14 protein-coding genes and 2 pseudogenes are annotated in these 15,952 nt (G+C 61.3%); 4 read left to right on the top strand and 12 right to left on the bottom strand.

Annotated features, from left to right (window positions below; all coding sequences use genetic code 11):
* Positions 1 to 165: 165 nt before the first annotated feature.
* Genes LDZ21_RS14930 through LDZ21_RS14915 form a run of 4 tightly spaced genes read right to left on the bottom strand, consistent with a single transcriptional unit; the run spans position 166 to position 4,023 of the window.
* Positions 166 to 435, bottom strand: coding sequence for a hypothetical protein (locus LDZ21_RS14930; protein WP_244795601.1), 270 nt, complete (start codon positions 433 to 435; stop codon positions 166 to 168).
* Entirely contained in the window at positions 432 to 791 is a 360-nt protein-coding gene (locus LDZ21_RS14925; protein ID WP_244795600.1) for a hypothetical protein, read from the bottom strand. The genes LDZ21_RS14930 and LDZ21_RS14925 overlap by 4 nt, the downstream gene beginning before the upstream one ends.
* Positions 792 to 799: 8 nt before the next feature.
* Complete coding sequence (locus LDZ21_RS14920; RefSeq protein WP_244795599.1) at positions 800 to 1,198, bottom strand: hypothetical protein; 399 nt, start codon at positions 1,196 to 1,198, stop codon at positions 800 to 802.
* 20 nt (positions 1,199 to 1,218) lie between these two features.
* Positions 1,219 to 4,023, bottom strand: a complete 2,805-nt coding sequence (locus tag LDZ21_RS14915; RefSeq protein WP_244795598.1) for a two-partner secretion domain-containing protein — start codon at positions 4,021 to 4,023, stop codon at positions 1,219 to 1,221.
* 404 nt (positions 4,024 to 4,427) lie between these two features.
* Here LDZ21_RS14915 and LDZ21_RS14910 point away from each other — a divergent pair, with 404 nt between their 5' ends.
* Entirely contained in the window at positions 4,428 to 5,630 is a 1,203-nt protein-coding gene (locus LDZ21_RS14910; protein WP_244795597.1) for an NAD(P)/FAD-dependent oxidoreductase, read from the top strand.
* A gap of 100 nt (positions 5,631 to 5,730) precedes the next feature.
* Here the strand turns inward: LDZ21_RS14910 and LDZ21_RS14905 are convergent, their stop codons facing one another.
* Together LDZ21_RS14905 and LDZ21_RS31410 are read right to left on the bottom strand one after the other, a co-directional pair.
* Entirely contained in the window at positions 5,731 to 6,285 is a 555-nt protein-coding gene (locus LDZ21_RS14905; RefSeq protein ID WP_244795596.1) for an RrF2 family transcriptional regulator, read from the bottom strand.
* Between the two features lie 519 nt (positions 6,286 to 6,804).
* A pseudogene (locus tag LDZ21_RS31410) lies at positions 6,805 to 6,934 on the bottom strand (IS30 family transposase); the annotation flags it as partial.
* A gap of 6 nt (positions 6,935 to 6,940) precedes the next feature.
* On the opposite strand from LDZ21_RS31410, the pseudogene LDZ21_RS14895 reads away from it, so the two are divergent.
* Positions 6,941 to 7,166 (top strand): annotated as a pseudogene (locus LDZ21_RS14895) (outer-membrane lipoprotein carrier protein LolA); the annotation flags it as partial.
* A gap of 47 nt (positions 7,167 to 7,213) precedes the next feature.
* On the opposite strand, the gene LDZ21_RS14890 reads toward LDZ21_RS14895, so the two are convergent.
* Positions 7,214 to 7,408 (bottom strand): hypothetical protein, encoded by a 195-nt coding sequence (locus LDZ21_RS14890; protein WP_244795595.1) that lies wholly within the window; start codon positions 7,406 to 7,408, stop codon positions 7,214 to 7,216.
* Between LDZ21_RS14890 and LDZ21_RS14885 the strand changes: the two genes are divergently transcribed.
* A complete protein-coding gene (locus LDZ21_RS14885; RefSeq protein ID WP_244795910.1) occupies positions 7,407 to 7,547 on the top strand; it encodes a hypothetical protein in 141 nt (46 codons plus the stop codon). The genes LDZ21_RS14890 and LDZ21_RS14885 overlap by 2 nt on opposite strands.
* A gap of 417 nt (positions 7,548 to 7,964) precedes the next feature.
* Here the strand turns inward: LDZ21_RS14885 and LDZ21_RS31305 are convergent, their stop codons facing one another.
* The 5 genes from LDZ21_RS31305 to LDZ21_RS14860 all read right to left on the bottom strand — a co-directional run bounded on the left by LDZ21_RS31305 (position 7,965) and on the right by LDZ21_RS14860 (position 14,945).
* Positions 7,965 to 8,318 (bottom strand): hypothetical protein, encoded by a 354-nt coding sequence (locus LDZ21_RS31305; RefSeq protein ID WP_309775565.1) that lies wholly within the window; start codon positions 8,316 to 8,318, stop codon positions 7,965 to 7,967.
* A 787-nt stretch (positions 8,319 to 9,105) separates the two neighbouring features.
* A complete protein-coding gene (gene tssH, locus LDZ21_RS14875; protein WP_244795594.1) occupies positions 9,106 to 11,805 on the bottom strand; it encodes a type VI secretion system ATPase TssH in 2,700 nt (899 codons plus the stop codon).
* Positions 11,806 to 11,944: 139 nt separating this feature from the next.
* Entirely contained in the window at positions 11,945 to 12,430 is a 486-nt protein-coding gene (locus LDZ21_RS14870) for an Hcp family type VI secretion system effector (protein WP_244795593.1), read from the bottom strand.
* 92 nt (positions 12,431 to 12,522) lie between these two features.
* Positions 12,523 to 14,121 (bottom strand): OmpA family protein, encoded by a 1,599-nt coding sequence (locus LDZ21_RS14865; protein ID WP_404981094.1) that lies wholly within the window; start codon positions 14,119 to 14,121, stop codon positions 12,523 to 12,525.
* 83 nt (positions 14,122 to 14,204) lie between these two features.
* Positions 14,205 to 14,945 carry a DotU family type IV/VI secretion system protein gene (locus LDZ21_RS14860; protein ID WP_244795591.1) on the bottom strand — a complete coding sequence of 247 codons (741 nt, stop codon included), beginning with the start codon at positions 14,943 to 14,945 and terminating at the stop codon, positions 14,205 to 14,207.
* A 473-nt stretch (positions 14,946 to 15,418) separates the two neighbouring features.
* On the opposite strand from LDZ21_RS14860, the gene tssB reads away from it, so the two are divergent.
* Positions 15,419 to 15,931: a type VI secretion system contractile sheath small subunit gene (gene tssB / locus LDZ21_RS14855; protein WP_244795590.1), complete on the top strand. Its 513-nt coding sequence runs from the start codon at positions 15,419 to 15,421 to the stop codon at positions 15,929 to 15,931.
* Positions 15,932 to 15,952: the final 21 nt, after the last annotated feature.

Here is a 15,952-nt window from a genome sequence, read left to right as displayed (position 1 = left end):
CCCCAACTCCGGCGCACCGGGCGATGGCTCGAACACGCCGGGCAGGATCCTGTGACCGAGTATGCGTTCACGTTGTCGAGGGAGGGCTCATCGCTCTGCCAGTTTGAACAATGCTACAAACGACAAACCTAGATCGATGGCTACGAAGGTCTTCTTGCATCAAGTTCAGTTCTTGAACCAAGGGCCGAACTTCTCCGGTTTATCACTGATCATTCCGGCTTTTCGCAGACGGGACGGCAACCTCCGAACCCAATAGATCACAAGCGCTAGGCACAGCGGACAAAAAACGAAGAGCATTGCAGGCTGTTCATCGAGATTGAACGCAAATCGGCACAACCCCGTCGCAAGCATCGCGATAATTGTTCCGGCGCCAATAGCCGAGCCCCACACGACGCAGATGGTCTGCACGGTCGCATAAAAACGTTTCCAGTTCATTTTTGCTTCCCTGCTCCGCGGGCGTCGTTTTCGACTTTTGCACCCTTCGTGCCAGCATTGATTGTTTGGATCGCCGCGTTCACGTCGCCCGGAATTACCCAATTCACGACCGGGATCGTAGTCGTGCTGCCGAACTTTGTAACAGTCACGTCGAACATGCTGGCGGGACGATTTAGCCCATCTGACCAGCCCATCTTCAGTGGAACGGGAGGAGTCAACGCGGCGATCGCCACGGCTAGCGATGCCACGTCATAAAGCGTGTTACCCCATGTTGGCGAGGCGTAGTTGAATGCCATCTGTAGCGGATTTATTCCCAATTCGGGTATCGCGTTGTATCGGTTATAGAGGCCGCTCATTCCGGTGGCTACATCGTTGGCTCCGGACACGGCCATCGCGCCGCCAACGCCACACGCAACCCCGTCGCGCAATATCTCACGCCAGCTGCAGTGACTAATGCACCGAGGCCAGCCTTGGCCGCATCCTTCCCTACGCCAAGCGGATCACTCATCACCATATCCATGAATTTCTGCCCCGGCGTGTAATTGAACAACCCCCCTTCCTTCTGGTTATTCACCCACGCCAGCTCCGGCCCGAGCTGCGACGCTTCGAGCTGACTCACGTAATTCGCGTTGTACGCGTCACTGCCTTGCGGATATTCCGCCCAGCACTTCACCGCATAACACGCAGCTTGCGTCAGCTTCTTCTCTTCGGCCTTGTCTCCGTTGGCTTTGTCCGCTATCCGCTTCTTTTCATCCGGATGCAACTGCCGATTGTACCGGTCAACTATCGTGAGCAGATTCTGCGTGTACTCAGGTTGTAAGACATCGAGAAGCCGTACACCAACTGGGCAGGACCACGCGTCGCATCAATCGTCGGAGCGACATCGATTCGTGCAAGAATTCCGTCTTTGCACAGTATCGTGCTTTGATTTATGGACGATTCTTGTTGCCGCCAACCACGACTTATCAAAATGTCTCGATAGGTTTCGGCTAGGTTCTGCTTCCACGACGCAGCATGTATGTTCGTAATCAGCAGCGCCCCACCAAATTTAGCATTGGAGTATGTGGACTGAATACTACCCCCTGCTACCAGTGCGTTATGCATATCCGCAGTCATCACAGCCAAGCGGGCTTCGCTATCCGCCTTCGATGGATTTATCAAACCAGCAACGATTATCATCGTCACTCCAAACACAAACACGAAACAACCCCAAACCTTCTTCCGATGTTTTTTCTTAATGCTTTGCATTCTTTGCCCCAAACCCAGGAATTTTGAGAATAGGAAAGCTATATCCGCGCGGCGTGCCGCCTGAATCGCGCCCTGCGCGTTGTTCAGTGGAAGCGCGGCCTGGAGCGCGAGCGCGCCGTTGGTCACGATCGTGCCCGATGCATTCGACAATGCGCCGTTCGATTTGACCGTCAGCGCACCCGCGCCCGCGTGTTGAATCGTGCCGCCGTCGTTGGTGATGCTCTGACCGTTGACGCTCAGATTGTTCGCGTTCGATGCGATCGTGCCGCCGGTGTTGTCAAGTGCGCCGCCTGCGCTGATGGTCTGATCGCCAGCGCCGTACTGCGTGAGCTTGCCGCCGCGATTGACCAGCGCGCCCGGCGTGGACACAGCGAGCGCATCGCCGTTGATGCCGCCTTTCGTGTTGTCGATCGATGCAGCGGAGACCGTCGTCGTCGCACCGGAGAGCGTGCCGCCCGCATTGTTCAGCGCGCCCGTTGTGGTCGCATTCAGTGCGCCGCCAGCGACCACGCTGCCCGCGTGATTGTCGATGCTCTGCGCGTTGAGCGTCGCGTTGCCCGCCGCGTTCATTTGACCCTGGTTCGACAGCGTACCCGCCGAAACGCCAAGCGCTCCGTTGGTGCCGATCGTGCCGCCCGCGCCGTTCACGAGCGCGCCGGTCGCGGTGATACTCAACCCGTCCGCGTTCAGCGAGGCAATGCGTCCCGCGGTGTTATCGACAGAACCCGCGCGGATCGTCTCGCGGCCCGCTGCCTGCATCACGCCTTGGCCATTGTCGAGCGCACCGGCCGCGTTGACGTCGAGCGTCGATTGCGTGACGAGCTGACCGCCCGCGTTGCGAATGCCGCCCGCGGCGACTTGCATCGCGCCGCCGCTCGATAGCTTGCCGCCATCGTTGACCAGTGTGCCGGCGGCGGTCACGTTCAACGCGCCGCCAGCGGTCGTAGTGGCACTCGCCAGGTTCAGGTCGCCGCTGTTGGCTGCGAGCGTCAGCGCGCCATTGGCCGACGTATTGGTGCCCGCGAGGTTGACGGCAGCGCCTTGGATGACGGTGTTGCCGCCGCCTTCATTGCGGCCGGTCGCGGTTATTGCGCCGTTCGACAGCACGTTGAGATCGCCCGAGTTGGCGATCGTGCCATCGGCGTTGACGCCCGCGCCGAGCGTGCCCGATGAGGCGACGCTGCCTGCGTTGACCGTCGTATTGTTCCGTGCGGCCAGCACGCCGCTGTTCGACAACGTGCCGCCCGTGGCGACGCTTACGTTGCCTTGCGCGTAGGTCGTGCCACTATTGTCGATGCCGTCACGCGCGTTCGCGTTGATCGTGCCGCTTGCGTTCGTTTGTCCGGCGAGCACGAGTCGTCCGCTCGATTGCAGCGTCAAGTCGCCCGCCTGCGCGGCCAGCACCCCGCGTGTGCTCACACCGACGCCGTATTCGTTCGACGCCAGAAAGATGCGATTCGAGTACATCCCGCCCAGCGCGCCAACATCGATCGCCAACGCTGGCGCAGCGCCATTACCGACGATTGCCGTCGCCGACAGCGTGTTGTGATCGATCTGATTCGCGCCGGCGATGACGTTCAGGTTGTTCGCGTAGATCGCGGCGTTGACCTGAATTGCGCGAGCGAGCAGATCAACCTGATCGACGTTCTTCGCATTCAGCCCCGCGCCTTGGATCGTGATGTTGCCGCCCGTCACGTTGAAGCCTGATAGGCTGCCGTTCGCGCCAAAGTTCGGCGTGCCCGTCGTCAGGATCGCACGCGACGTGTTGATGAAGCCGCCGCCGTCGACCACAATGCCGTTCGGATTGGCGATCACCAGTTCGGCTCTTGATCCCGCAATATCGAGATAGCCTCGCAGTTGCGACGGCGCATTGCTCATCACCTGGTTGACGATGATCCCCGCCGACTGGCCTGGCCCGAAATTCGGATTGCCATTGATGTAGCCCGCTTGTTGCGATTGGACAATGGTCGGCGAGTTGTTCAGGATCGCGCCTTTGCCCGGCACATCGAACTGTGAAAATGTGTTCAATGACACGCCGGCCGCACTCGGACGGGCGACGTTCACTTGATCCAGCCCATTCTGTGTCTGAATGACCTGTGCGCCCGATCCCGGTGCGGCGACGATCTGCGCATCGGCCATCGTCGAGACGGTGCCAAGCAGCAGCATCGCGGCGAACGCGGTTCTGCGCAAAACCGGCACAGCGCCAAAGCGACCGTTCAATGCCTGAGCCGCGCCCACGCCACTGCCCGGCTCGCTCGTATGCGAGGCGGCGAAGTCAGCAACCGCGACGAGCATGCGGCGCACGCGACAAAAAATTACCTTGTGTAGACCTTTATTCATTCTTTTTCACTGCTTCGTGCGATAAAGCCAACCTCAAATTATCGTTATCCTAAAAGATGACTACAGTCAGCCGACTCTGAATTCGCTTATGTAAGCAGTGACGCGGGCCGACGTTCTAGGGCACGTGCCGACATCAGCCGAAAGCATTCGCGCATCTACACCGACGTTCTAACCCAACCGCCCCTTTGCTGACTGAGTCCGCACGTTTCGACATCGACCGATGGCAAGGAGTCACCATTGCAAATCTCAGGCGCAATTGCACTTTCTTACACGGACTGATAAAGTCCGCGTTGATCGAGTCGGCGTGCTGAACGACCGTCAGGAGACGCCATGCGCCTCCGTAACTCGCGCCTAATGCCCAGAGCCGATCCGACGCATCACTTATTGCAGATCAAATCCCTTCTATGAAAAAACTTCTTATCGTTGGCGCTGGCTTCGCGGGTATGTGGAGCGCACTGTCGGCTGCCCGTGCCGCAAGTCTGTCCGGCCGCTCGAATGAACTGGATGTGACCGTGCTCGCCCCCGAGGCGCGCCTGAACGTGCGTCCCCGGTTCTATGAGAGCGATTTGTCCGGCGTCTCTGCTCCGCTTAACGATCTGTTCGAGGCTGTCGGTGTGACGTTCGTGGCCGGATATGCCGAGCAAGTCGATGCAGCCGATAGCCGCGTCGTCTATCGCAATGCGAGTGGCGAACGCGCGTCGATGAGCTACGATCGACTGGTCCTTGCGACCGGAAGCCGGCTCGCCAAACCCAACATCCCCGGCCTCGATGCGCACACGTTCAACAACGATACCCTTGCTGCGGCTCAGGACCTGCAACGCCATCTCGACGGTCTAGTCGATCTGCCCGATACGCCTGCACGCAACACCGTCGTGGTAGCAGGTGGCGGATTCACCGGAATCGAAACCGCAGCAGAAATGCCGGCCCGGTTGAGGCAAATCCTTGGAAGCGATGCGCAGGTGAACGTCATCATCGTCGAGCGCGCCGAGGTCATCGGGCCAGATATGGGGATGGGACCTCGACCGGTCATCGAAGAGGCATTGCACGAACTCGGCATAACGCTCAGACTCGGCGCAGGCGTTGCGGAGATCGATGAACGGGGTGTGCGCCTGGCCGATGGATCGCGCATCGACAGCGCGACGGTTATTTGGACCGCTGGCCTGGAAGCGAGTCCACTCACGCAACAGATCGACGCGAAGCGCGATCGGCAAGGCCGGCTGCATGTCACGCCTGAATTGAGAGTCGTGGGTCAGGAACGAATCTTTGCAGCCGGCGATACGGCTTTTGCCGCAACGGACGACGCCGGGAATCACGCGCTGATGTCATGCCAGCACGCCATGAATCTCGGACGCTCCGCAGGTCACAATGCAGCAGCCGATCTGCTTGGCATCCCCACTATTCCGTACGATCAAGTCAATTACGTCACGTGTCTGGACCTCGGACCATGGGGCGCCGTACTTACCGAAGGCTGGGATCGGAAAGTCAAACTGTCCGGAGCGCAAGCGAAGGAGCTTAAGCGGCAGATCAACACTGCGTGGATCTATCCGCCTCGCGCCGATCGCAACGAAGCGTTCCTGGCTGCTGATCCCACGCGGCGACTGGTCTAAAGGACGTTATCCGTTTTGCTGTAACGCAGGGAGATCGAACAAAGCGACGGTGGGCAGCAGTCTGCCTGTGTCCCGTCGCTGTGCGAATCAGGACAGGCGCTCACGCGCGTGGCTTGCCCCTGCGATTCGTGACGCCCTCCTGACGCGCCTGATCACGTGCGTCAGAACGGGCATCGAACCAATCAATGACGTGTTGCGCAAACCGCGCAGGTTCTTTCTTCGCGACGCCGTTGACCAGGTCGGCTAACGTCGTCGCGGCCAGTTCGTTGCGCATCAGCTTTTCCGCTCGAAGCATCACTGCGTGGATTTCGCAGACACCGTTGCTCGCCCACCTCGGCGCGTCGCCTTCGAACAGCGCGCACCTCGCGCGTACCTCTTGGCAATCGAACAACTGCTTCTCGCCATCGATGGCATCGGCGACATCCAGCACGGAGATCCGCTTTGCGGGCCGGGCGAGCGCATATCCTCCGCGAATGCCTTCCGACGCTTGAAGAATGCCGGCCTTTTCGAGCTTCGGGAAGATTTTCGCCATGTAAGCGACAGGCACGCCCTGAAGCTCGGCCAAGTCCCGACTGCTGGCGCGCGCTTGCGTCGGGCGCGCGATCCACAGCAAACAGTGCAGGGCGTATTCGACGCCGGCGCTGAAGTAAGCCATACAATTTTTAGTTTAGGGAAAGACGCATCGTAGCGCAGTGTGGGCCTTGCTTGGCTAGATTCAGTGGTGTGCGGCCACGTGTTCCACGACCCGCGCACGGGCAAGCCGTGGCATAGCGAAGAGCCGTTCCAGCGGGTTTACTGGGCGCCCATCCTGAAACGCCTTGGCATCCGCTACCGCCGGCCCTACACCATGCTGCACAGCTACGCCACCAGCATGCCATTGGCCCGCATGACGCCCGCTTTCTGCGCCCGGCAACTGGGCCATACGGTGAAGATGCTTCTGTGTGGACCTACGCGGAATGGATCGACGGCAGCCAGAACTACCTGGCGATGGCACGGCTGGAAAACGCGCTCACGGACCCTTTGACATCGTTGCGTACCGCAAAGCAATCGTAGCCGTCATGCGCAGGGCCGTTGCACACTCGTCCGTATTATGGTGCGGCAATGGCAATTGCCGCGACCGATGAGCGCATGCGACGGTTTACTGGTCCCACATCGGCGACTTCCGACGGCGGATTCAACCGGTCGATGCAACAAGCCCGATGGAATCGTTCAGCCGGTGTATCGAAGTCTAATGTCTTGCATGGACGTTCGTTGAGCCGTCGAGCAATGGTGTTGAGCTTGGCTTGCGAATAGACAGAGAGGTTGGTTTCTTATGCGGCATCGACTGGCTGGAACTGACGCGGAAGGCGAAGGACACGCAGTTCGAAACGGTCTGCATCCGGTTCAAGGACGGCAATCCGCAATCGATGGAACTGCACGACGTATCCGTGCAACCTCACGCTGCTGACGTCCCTGAACATCCAGAAGAACCCGCCGATGAAGGGCGATACCTTCAAGTTCAAGGTGCCGAAGGGCGCAGATGTGATCAACGGGTGATGACACGCCGTGCGGCTCGGTGGAGCAGCCCGGCGAAGACGCCGCGATCAGCGCATGGCCAGCATGCCCCGCAACGCCGGGCCGGCCTCGCCGGGCGGCAGTGTGGCGATCCGTTCGTAGGAGTCAGCCACGAGGTTACAAGCGGACTCGTCGGTGAGGCCCACGCTTGCAGGAGACCGGCCTTGAAGAATTTGAAGCTTGTCTCCATACTTCTGCTGCATCGCCAGGGAGACCGACGTCATGATTTTCTGGACCTCTTGCCGGCTCGCTGAAGCTGGCAACGACGAAGGCGACCGGAACGATGAGGTTAATTCGCGGACTGAATTTTTTATTGAGAAACTTCTTGTAGGCGAAAAGCCCGGCTTGAGCGATGCCCCCTGACTGCGCCGACGACGCCAGCGGCGATCATGTGGGCCGTCGAAAATGCCATTCGTTCAATCCTTGTCAGAGGGGCCAGGCGCGTTCGGCCAGCGGACTGCCGGCGCTTGCATGTGCTGGTGCGATGGAACCCTCCAGTTTCTCGACGATGGAATCGAACATCTCCAGGACCTCTCTGATACGTTAATGCGCTTCCCTCGCACCCAGGCGCTGCGCTCATATCGTCGATGAACGCATCGAGAACCTCGCGTCGTTCCCCGCGGTCCCGCCGTGCGCGCGTGACCATCTGAAACGCGACGCGATAGCGCATCGTCTGTTCGTTCAGCGGGGCGAGCAGGCCGTCCTCGACATACGAGGCGGCGAAATGCTCCGGCAGATAACCGAGATGCCGCCCGGACAGTACGAGCATCGCGACCGATTCTATGTTGTCCGCGACGGCGCGCTGATCGAGCGGGGCATCAGCGCGCCCGCTCCGGGCAACGGATAGCTGCGCCACGCCCAGTCATGCTCGGCGGCTTCGTCTAACGTCACGCGGCCCGCCCGCGCGAACAGCGGATGCAACCGCGCGCAATACGCAAGCTGGTCCTCCGCGGAAATTTCGCCAACGAAGGAAATAGCATTGGACGTCAACGAAACGCGCAGTGGCTCGATGCCGTTGCGAAGCTGCTTTGAACATATTTCGCCGACTGCACTATGGACTAAATGTTTCCCCGCCGAAGTTCTGCTTGCCAAGCTTTGTTGATGGCCCGCAAATGCTCCATTTTCCGCCGCCATACCGCTGATCGATTGACTCGATCGCACCAAAACGCACGCAGATATCTCCGCCACGACTTGCTTGGGCGGCGGCCAACATGAGCGCTTCCATAGGGGACATCTGCAGGCGTATCGGCGACGAACAAAAAGCTCAAATCATCGCGCAGTGCTTGAGGCGAGCGAGTCCCCTGCACATTCGACCATGGCATCGACAGGTACCGCATGAACGTTTTTCCTGCGATCGAGCGCGCTCATACATGTACAGGAACGCTCTGATCTTTATGTCGATTTTCCAACGGCAGATAGGATTCGCATTCGTTTAGATGACCCTCTTATCTGGTCTTGTCGCCGTGATCGAACGACGCACTCGCTTGGAAAGAAGGATGAGTGACATGATGACGGTCGGCGAATTGATAGAAGTTCTCGAAGGCGTTTCGCCCGATGCCCAGATCGTCTCGCCCACCAGCCGGGCTGGGCCTTCGAATACAGTATTGGCCCGACCGCGCAAGTCCGAGCGCACGATAGTCGGATCGTGCACATCGGCCAAGGCAACCAGTTTGGATATCTCAACGAAGAGGCCACGCGCGAACTCGGGTCGTGACGCGCAGTGCGGTGCCTGCGGCAGTGTCCGACAACGCGGTGGCCGACGGACGGCAAGCGCTAACCACGGTGAAGCTCGGCGCGATCTCAATTCGTACATCGTCGCTTCCTATCATGCGGTGCACTTGCATTCCACCCTGGACTCTCTACCGCCCGCGACCTAACGAGGCAAAACGGACAGCGAAAACACGTATCTGCCTGCCCGAACTTAGTTGGCACCTACGCTTACGTAAGGCACCGCCTCACGCTCAACGAACTCAATCGTCAGGTTACCGTCCTCCGAGCTCGCCAGATGAATCGCGGCGGGCGCCGCGCCAGAGGTCATGCGGGCGAGCAACTCCTGCGAAACGGCCGGCAGAATGCGCTGATCGAGGAAGGCATCGACACTGCGCGCACCCGACTCTCGTGCAAGGCACAGCTGCGCCAGCGATGCGATCAGCGAGTCCTCACACAAAAGCGTGACATCGTGCTGACGCTTGAGACGCCCGGCAATTTTCTCGAGCTTCAGACGCACGATGGCGGCAATGGCGTCGACGTTCAGAGGCCGATACGCAAGCGTCTGGAAACGCGCAAGCAAGGCCGGCTGAAAGTGCTTGACAAGCGGCTCGTGAATCGCATCGAGCAGCGCGGCTTGCGCGATCTCGGGATTGTCCGTCGTCGCTTCATCGATCTGCGCGCTCCCCAGGTTCGACGTCATCAGGATCACGCAGTTACTGAAGTCGATTTCGCGGCCCTCGCCATCGCGCATCGTGCCTCGATCGAACACCTGATAGAAGATATCCAGCACGTCGCGATGCGCCTTCTCGATCTCATCGAGCAACACGACGCTGTAAGGCCGCTGGCGCACGGCTTCGGTGAGAATACCGCCGCGCCCGTAGCCGACATAGCCGGGCGGCGAGCCCTTCAGTTGCGACACCGTGTGCGCTTCCTGGTATTCCGACATGTTGATGGTCGTGAGCGCGGCCTGGCCGCCGAACAGCACATCCGCGAGCGCGAGCGCCGTTTCGGTCTTGCCGACGCCGGACGGTCCGGCGAGCAGAAACACGCCCAGCGGCGCATGTTCGCTCTTAAGCCCGGCCTTGGCGGTGCGCAGGCTTTGCGCGAGCATGCCAAGCGCATCGTCCTGCGCCACGACGCGCTCGGCGAGGCGTTCTCCGAGCGTGAGCAAGCTCACCAGTTCGTCTTCGACGAGATTGCCCACCGGCACGCCGGTCCATTCTCCGACCACCCGCGCAATCGCCTGCGCATCGACGTCGGCAAAGATGAGGGGCGTTGTGCCTTGCACTTCAGAGAGCGCGCGCCGCGCCTGGGCGAGCGCGCCGGATGGCGGTTTCGCGCTGCCGTCGCCGCGCTGTTCGAGCAGCGCGCGCACGAGCGACAACTCACGTTCGTAGTGCGCCGCGAGCCGATCGGCGTCCTCAGCCGCTTGCTCGATCGAGGCGTCGAGCGCGTCGCGCCGGGCCGCGAGGTCATCGACGCCCGCACGTTCATCCGCATCGAGCGTCGCGCGTTCCAGTTTCAGTGCGGCCACTGCGGCGCGCGCGCGTTGCAGTTCGGCCGGCGGCGTATCCAGCCCCATGCGTACACGGCCGGCGGCGGTGTCGATCAGATCGACGGCCTTGTCGGGCAACTGGCGCGCGGGAATATAGCGGCGCGAGAGTTTGACGGCCGCCACGAGCGCTTCGTCGCGGATATGCACGTGATGGTGCGTGGCATAGCGCGTCGCCAGTCCGCGCAGCATCAGGCAGGCGGTGTCGTCGTCGGGCTCCTCGACCTTGACCATCTGGAAACGCCGTTCAAGCGCGGCGTCGCGCTCGAAATATTCCTTGTATTCGGTCCAGGTGGTGGCCGCGATGGTGCGCAATTCACCGCGGGCCAAAGCGGGCTTGAGCAGGTTGGCGGCATCGGAGCCGCCAGCCGAGTTGCCCGCGCCGATCAACGTATGAGCTTCGTCGATGAACAGCAGAATCGGCGTGGCCGAAGCCTTCACTTCGTCGATCACATTCTTGAGCCGCTGCTCGAATTCGCCCTTGACGCCCGCGCCGGCTTGCAACAAGCCCAGGTCGAGCGTGAGGATGCGCACCTCGCGCAAGAGCCGCGGCACGCTGCCGTCCACCACGCGCAACGCGAGTCCTTCGACAAGCGCGGATTTGCCGACCCCCGGCTCCCCTACGAGGATGGGGTTGTTCTTGCGCCGGCGCACCAGCACGTCGATCATCCGCTGGATTTCCCGATCGCGCCCGAAGACCGGATCGATATCACCGCCGCGCGCTTTTTCGGTGAGATCGATGGCGAAGCGGGCAAGCGCCTCGCCTTCGGTCGAGCGTGGCATGGCCGCCGGTGCCGGGTTGGTCTGGCGCCCCGCGGCGTTCGTCTGCGCGTTCATGGCGGGCACATCCGATTCCGACTCCGCCGCTTCGGGCTCCTCAGGGAGGTTCTCGCATGAGCGCTTGCCCAGACGCGGCGCCAGACGCTCGATTTGCACGCTCGATAGGGAGAAAATCGGCCACGCGTCTTGCGTGCGCAGCACATGGGGCGCGCCGAGAATCGCCTGCAACAGATGCGCCGAGCGGATCGTGCCATCGATATTCGTGCGCGAGGCGATGTTCCACGCATCCTGCAATACGCTGGCCAGTTGAACGGATAGCGCGGGCATGCCGCGCAGATGGCGCGGCAAACGGTCGATCGCGGCGAGCAACGCGTTCCAGACGGCGTCGATGTCGATCTCGTAGTGGCGCAGGATCGCCGGAATGTCGCCTTCGTCGGCTTCGATCAGTTTCAGCAGCCAGTGCTCGACGGTGATTTCATCGGCAAGGCGCGTCTGGCAGAGGCTCGCGGCCGCTTCCAGCGTGCGCGCGCAATGAGGATTGAGCCGGCGGAGCAGATGGGTCGAATCGCGCAAGGTCATAACGGGGAGAAGCTCAGAGAACGGAAGAAAGGCGGAGGGTGGGAAGAGTGCGAACGCTGGATCGTCCTGTCCGATGCAAGCGAACCAGCGAACGGGCCGGATCGATTGACCCGGCCCGCGTGCGACTCAAGCGCGCGTATTACGAGCGCTCATTCCACGTGTCGGCATGGATGATGTTGCCATCCTTGTACGCCCAGGTGATCTTCTCATAGCGCAACTCCACTTCTTCGAGGTGGTTGTGCTTCTCGAAGTCGGGAATCTTGATGTCGAGCATCTTCGGGCGCACGGCCACGACCTTGACGTTTTCGAGCTTGGTGTTGAAGTATTCCTTCTCCTTGCCCGCGTCGTCGATCTTGTACCACTTGAGCTCGACGGACTTCAGGGTCTGGCCGCTGGTCACCGCTTTGTACAGATATGGCGTGGACGCGTCGGTTTCCTTCGTGAAGGTAATCGGCGCATGCACGCGAGTGCCGGTAAGTTTGCCGGTGTTGCCATCGGTGGGGATGTGAATGCCGTGGTCAAACGCGACGACTTCCACGCTGCCTTCACGGTTCTGAACGGTGACCGAACCCTTGATGTCGGCGCCGCCGTCATCCTTGAGCCACATATAGGCGGGAATTGCCATTTTTTTCTACTCCTCTTAGTACTACAAACCAAGACCGGGAAAGATTTCCTGGCCTCAAGATCCCGAAGCCTTTGCTCCGGGGATTCAAAACGTCAGTGCACCCGCTCGGTGTCCGGCACCAGCGTGATTTCCACTCGGCGGTTCTTCGCGCGGCCTTCGGGCGTATCGTTGGAGGCGATCGGGCGCGTGTCGCCATAACCCTGGATGGCGAACTGCGTGGCCGCGATGCCGGAGGCGTCGACCAGCCAGTCGCGCAGGGCCGCTGCGCGCGCGTTCGACAGATGCAGGTTGCTCGTCGCACCGCCCACGTTGTCTGTATAGCCTGCGACCAGAATCCGCTTATCCGGATGCGCCTTGATCATCTCTAGCGCGGCCACGAGCGCGCGGTTCGAGCCCGGCTTGAGCTGCGCCCGGCCGCTGTCGAATAACGACATGCTGTCCAGCGTGACGACTTCAGGCGGCGGTGGCGGCGGCTGATAAGAAGCGATGACCGCATTCAGCGGCGGCAACATGCGCGCTCCGTGATACAGCCCCAATGCCAGACGCAGCGGCACACTCGTGCGAGCGTAGCGCTCCACTTCATCGCGATCGGCGACCAAGGCCTTAAGCGCGTCGCGGCGGGCGGCGTCGTGTTCGACGGGAATCGCTTCATAACGGTTTAGATCCGCGCCGACGCGCGTGAGCAATGCGGCGTTGTTCCGACCCGCGCCCCAGCATGCGGCGGCCAGCGCCAGCGCGGCAAGGGCGATGGCGTGCGCGAGCGCAGCCAGGCGCGGTGACAGGCGCCTGCTCCGCGGCATCGCCTCGATCAAGGGCTGCGGCAGCGGCCACGGCGTGGGTGAGGCCGCCACGCTCGCCGGCGCGATGCGCGTAGCTATCCGCACGTCTTGCTCCCACGGCTTGCTGGCATCGCTCGCGGGTCCGCAGTCGATCCAGCCCGCGCCGTGAAGCGGCCACGGCGCGGCAGGCTGGCGCGGGTCGGTCAGCGTGCCGAAGACGGTGCGCTGCGTCCAGCCGACGAGCGCGGCCAGTCCCGCAGTAAGCTCACCGGCGGCGGGATCGGAGGCGTTTTGCCGCGCCTCGGTCTCGGCGGCTTGCAAGACCGCTTCCAAGCGATGTGCGTCAAGAGGCGATGTGCTGGTGGACGCGCCGTACCATTGCGCAGGACTGTCTGCGCGGGGCGCCGTGCGCGTGAGACGTTGATAGACGGCGACGTAGCCGGGCAGCCGCGCGCCGGCCAGGCGCTGCGCATCAGCAAGCGCCTGACGCACTACGCGCAAAGACTGCGCGAGCGAGTCGGCATCGGCATGCAAGGCCGGGGCAACGCTGAGCACCACGCCATCGGGCGCCTGGCCGTCGCGCCACTGTCGCATGGCGAGCGCCACACGCGGCAGGTCACGGGCGTGATCGACACGCACCCACAGCGCGCCATCGCCGATAAAGACGAGCCGCTCGGTGCCGCTGTCGTGATTGAAGAGCGCGGGCAACGCATCGCCTGTCACGAGCACGAGCGGCATGCGCCTGCGCAGGTTGAGGGGTACGTCGGCCGTGGCGGCGCCCAGCGCGTCGAGCACGCGCGCGCTATGCGTGCGCGCCCGTTCGAGCCCATATGTGCGCCATCCGATGGCGAGCAGCGCGGCAAGCGCGATACAGGAAGTCAGCGCCCACGCCAGCTCGCGAACAAACGGCATTACGAGCCAGAGCACCGCAAGTGAGAGCGCGGCGCCAAGCGCGACGATGGAGCGCGCGGGATAGCCCAGCCTGTGTAGCGAGATCACGGTTTCACTGCCTGCGGGATGACCGAGACGAGCTGGGCGTCCAGCGCGATGCGCCACGCCAGCCAGACGGTCAATGTCATCGCGACGCACAGCCCGGCGATGGCCCAGGGCAAGACGCGATGAAACCAGTCGCCCGGACGCGGTGCTTGCCGATCGACGAGCACGCCCGGCTGCCTGGCAGGGCGAAGCGGCGCGATTTGCGCAGTCAGGCGTGCAATAAGCGCATCCCGCTTAGCCGACCCTTCAAGTGCGTAACGGCCCATGAAGCCCAGGCCGAGCATCATGGCATAGCATTCCAACAGATCGACGTTGGGCGGCGCCTCGTGCATGCGCGCATTGAGGCGTTCGAAGACGAACTCGCCGGCGTCATGCTTGTTGAATCGACTCACTTGCAGAGGCCGCGCGGCCCACTCGACCTTGTCATGCTCGCCGAGATGGCGCAGCGCAATCTCGTCGAGCAACGCACACTGGGCCATCAGCGCATCCTCGCAGACATCGCGGGCATAACCCCGGCGCGCCAAGTCTGCGTCAAATTGAGCAACCAGTTGATCGCAGCGCGAACGCATCACAGAGCGTGCTTCGGCCTGGCCGTTTGCACTGAGCATGGCGACGAGCAATGCCGTATTGCGCAACAAATCGCACAAGGCGCCGGATGAGGCAAGAGCGATAGTCGGCAAACCTGCGTCGCGATCTGGTGAGTTGTCGCGTAGAGATGAGGAGAAGAACGTGCTGCTCAAGGGTTTATTCTACGGTTGAGTGGTTGAGCAATGAACTCGTGCGAACCCATGGACTCGTGTGCGCGGCTGGGTCCACGCTCTGCTCATGAATTCCATCGGTCACGGATTCTATAGTTCAGCGATTATTTCGTATACCGATAGAACAGCGATTGAATGCACGTTCATCGCCTACGCGTCCAAAACGCCATCAAACTCCCTGCGCAACGGTACCTGTAATTCGTAGTTTTCTCAAAACCGGCGCGACTTATCTTAGAGATTCATATCGATCGAATCATTGACTGACTAAAAGCAGCCTTATGCCTCGAATCCTTAAGCCAAGTCATTTCGTTTGCAGTTCCTTGAACAGCTGTTTAAGATGCCGCCCATGAGAGGCGGATGGGCCCTATGACGCGCGGCGAACGAGGCCACCTTGGCGCATGTTCGATCACCGCCACCCCCTGCTCATAATGTAGTGATTCTATTAAGGACTATTGATGGACAGCTTTCAACGGGAAATTCCAAAAAGCCGGGTATCCATTACCCTCGACCTGCACACGGGCGGCGCACAAAAGAAAGTCGAACTGCCGCTCAAGCTGCTGGTGGCGGGCGACTTCAGCGCGGGGCGCGAGCAGGCGCCGCTCGCCGAGCGCAAGAAGGTAAATATCGACAAGAACAACTTCGATGCGGTGCTCGCTGATTACGCGCCCGATCTGAAGTTTGCCGCCGACAACACGCTGGCCAACGACGGCTCCGAGTTGCCGGTGAATCTGTCGTTTCGCTCTATGAAGGACTTCGAGCCTGAGCAGGTCGCGCGTCAGATTCCCGAACTTCAGGCGCTTTTGGCCATGCGCAATTTGCTGCGCGATCTGAAGTCGAACCTGCTCGATAACGGCACGTTCCGCCGCGAGTTTGAAAAAATCCTCAAGAACAGAGAACTGTCGGAGAAGTTGCGCGGCGAGCTTTCGCAGATCGCCACGGCCGCCACGCAGCCCGAAGGGAACGCATAACGCACGCAATCGCGCGCAAGC

It is taken from the genome of Caballeronia grimmiae (assembly GCF_022879615.1).
GTDB lineage: Bacteria > Pseudomonadota > Gammaproteobacteria > Burkholderiales > Burkholderiaceae > Caballeronia > Caballeronia grimmiae.
The sequence above is the reverse complement of the archived record's forward strand: the minus strand, read 5'-3'. Positions and strand labels throughout refer to the sequence as shown.

Coding starts and splice junctions, on each gene's coding strand:
- LDZ21_RS14925 (WP_244795600.1), bottom strand. CDS start 791: ATGAGCGGCCTCTATAACCGATACAACGCGATACCCGAATTGGGAATA.
- LDZ21_RS14915 (WP_244795598.1), bottom strand. CDS start 4,023: ATGAATAAAGGTCTACACAAGGTAATTTTTTGTCGCGTGCGCCGCATG.
- LDZ21_RS14930 (WP_244795601.1), bottom strand. CDS start 435: ATGAACTGGAAACGTTTTTATGCGACCGTGCAGACCATCTGCGTCGTG.
- tssB (WP_244795590.1), top strand. CDS start 15,419: ATGGACAGCTTTCAACGGGAAATTCCAAAAAGCCGGGTATCCATTACC.
- LDZ21_RS14890 (WP_244795595.1), bottom strand. CDS start 7,408: ATGACGTCGGTCTCCCTGGCGATGCAGCAGAAGTATGGAGACAAGCTT.
- LDZ21_RS14865 (WP_404981094.1), bottom strand. CDS start 14,121: ATGCCGTTTGTTCGCGAGCTGGCGTGGGCGCTGACTTCCTGTATCGCG.
- LDZ21_RS14905 (WP_244795596.1), bottom strand. CDS start 6,285: ATGGCTTACTTCAGCGCCGGCGTCGAATACGCCCTGCACTGTTTGCTG.
- tssH (WP_244795594.1), bottom strand. CDS start 11,805: ATGACCTTGCGCGATTCGACCCATCTGCTCCGCCGGCTCAATCCTCAT.
- LDZ21_RS14870 (WP_244795593.1), bottom strand. CDS start 12,430: ATGGCAATTCCCGCCTATATGTGGCTCAAGGATGACGGCGGCGCCGAC.
- LDZ21_RS14885 (WP_244795910.1), top strand. CDS start 7,407: ATGATTTTCTGGACCTCTTGCCGGCTCGCTGAAGCTGGCAACGACGAA.
- LDZ21_RS14910 (WP_244795597.1), top strand. CDS start 4,428: ATGAAAAAACTTCTTATCGTTGGCGCTGGCTTCGCGGGTATGTGGAGC.
- LDZ21_RS31305 (WP_309775565.1), bottom strand. CDS start 8,318: ATGGCGGCGGAAAATGGAGCATTTGCGGGCCATCAACAAAGCTTGGCA.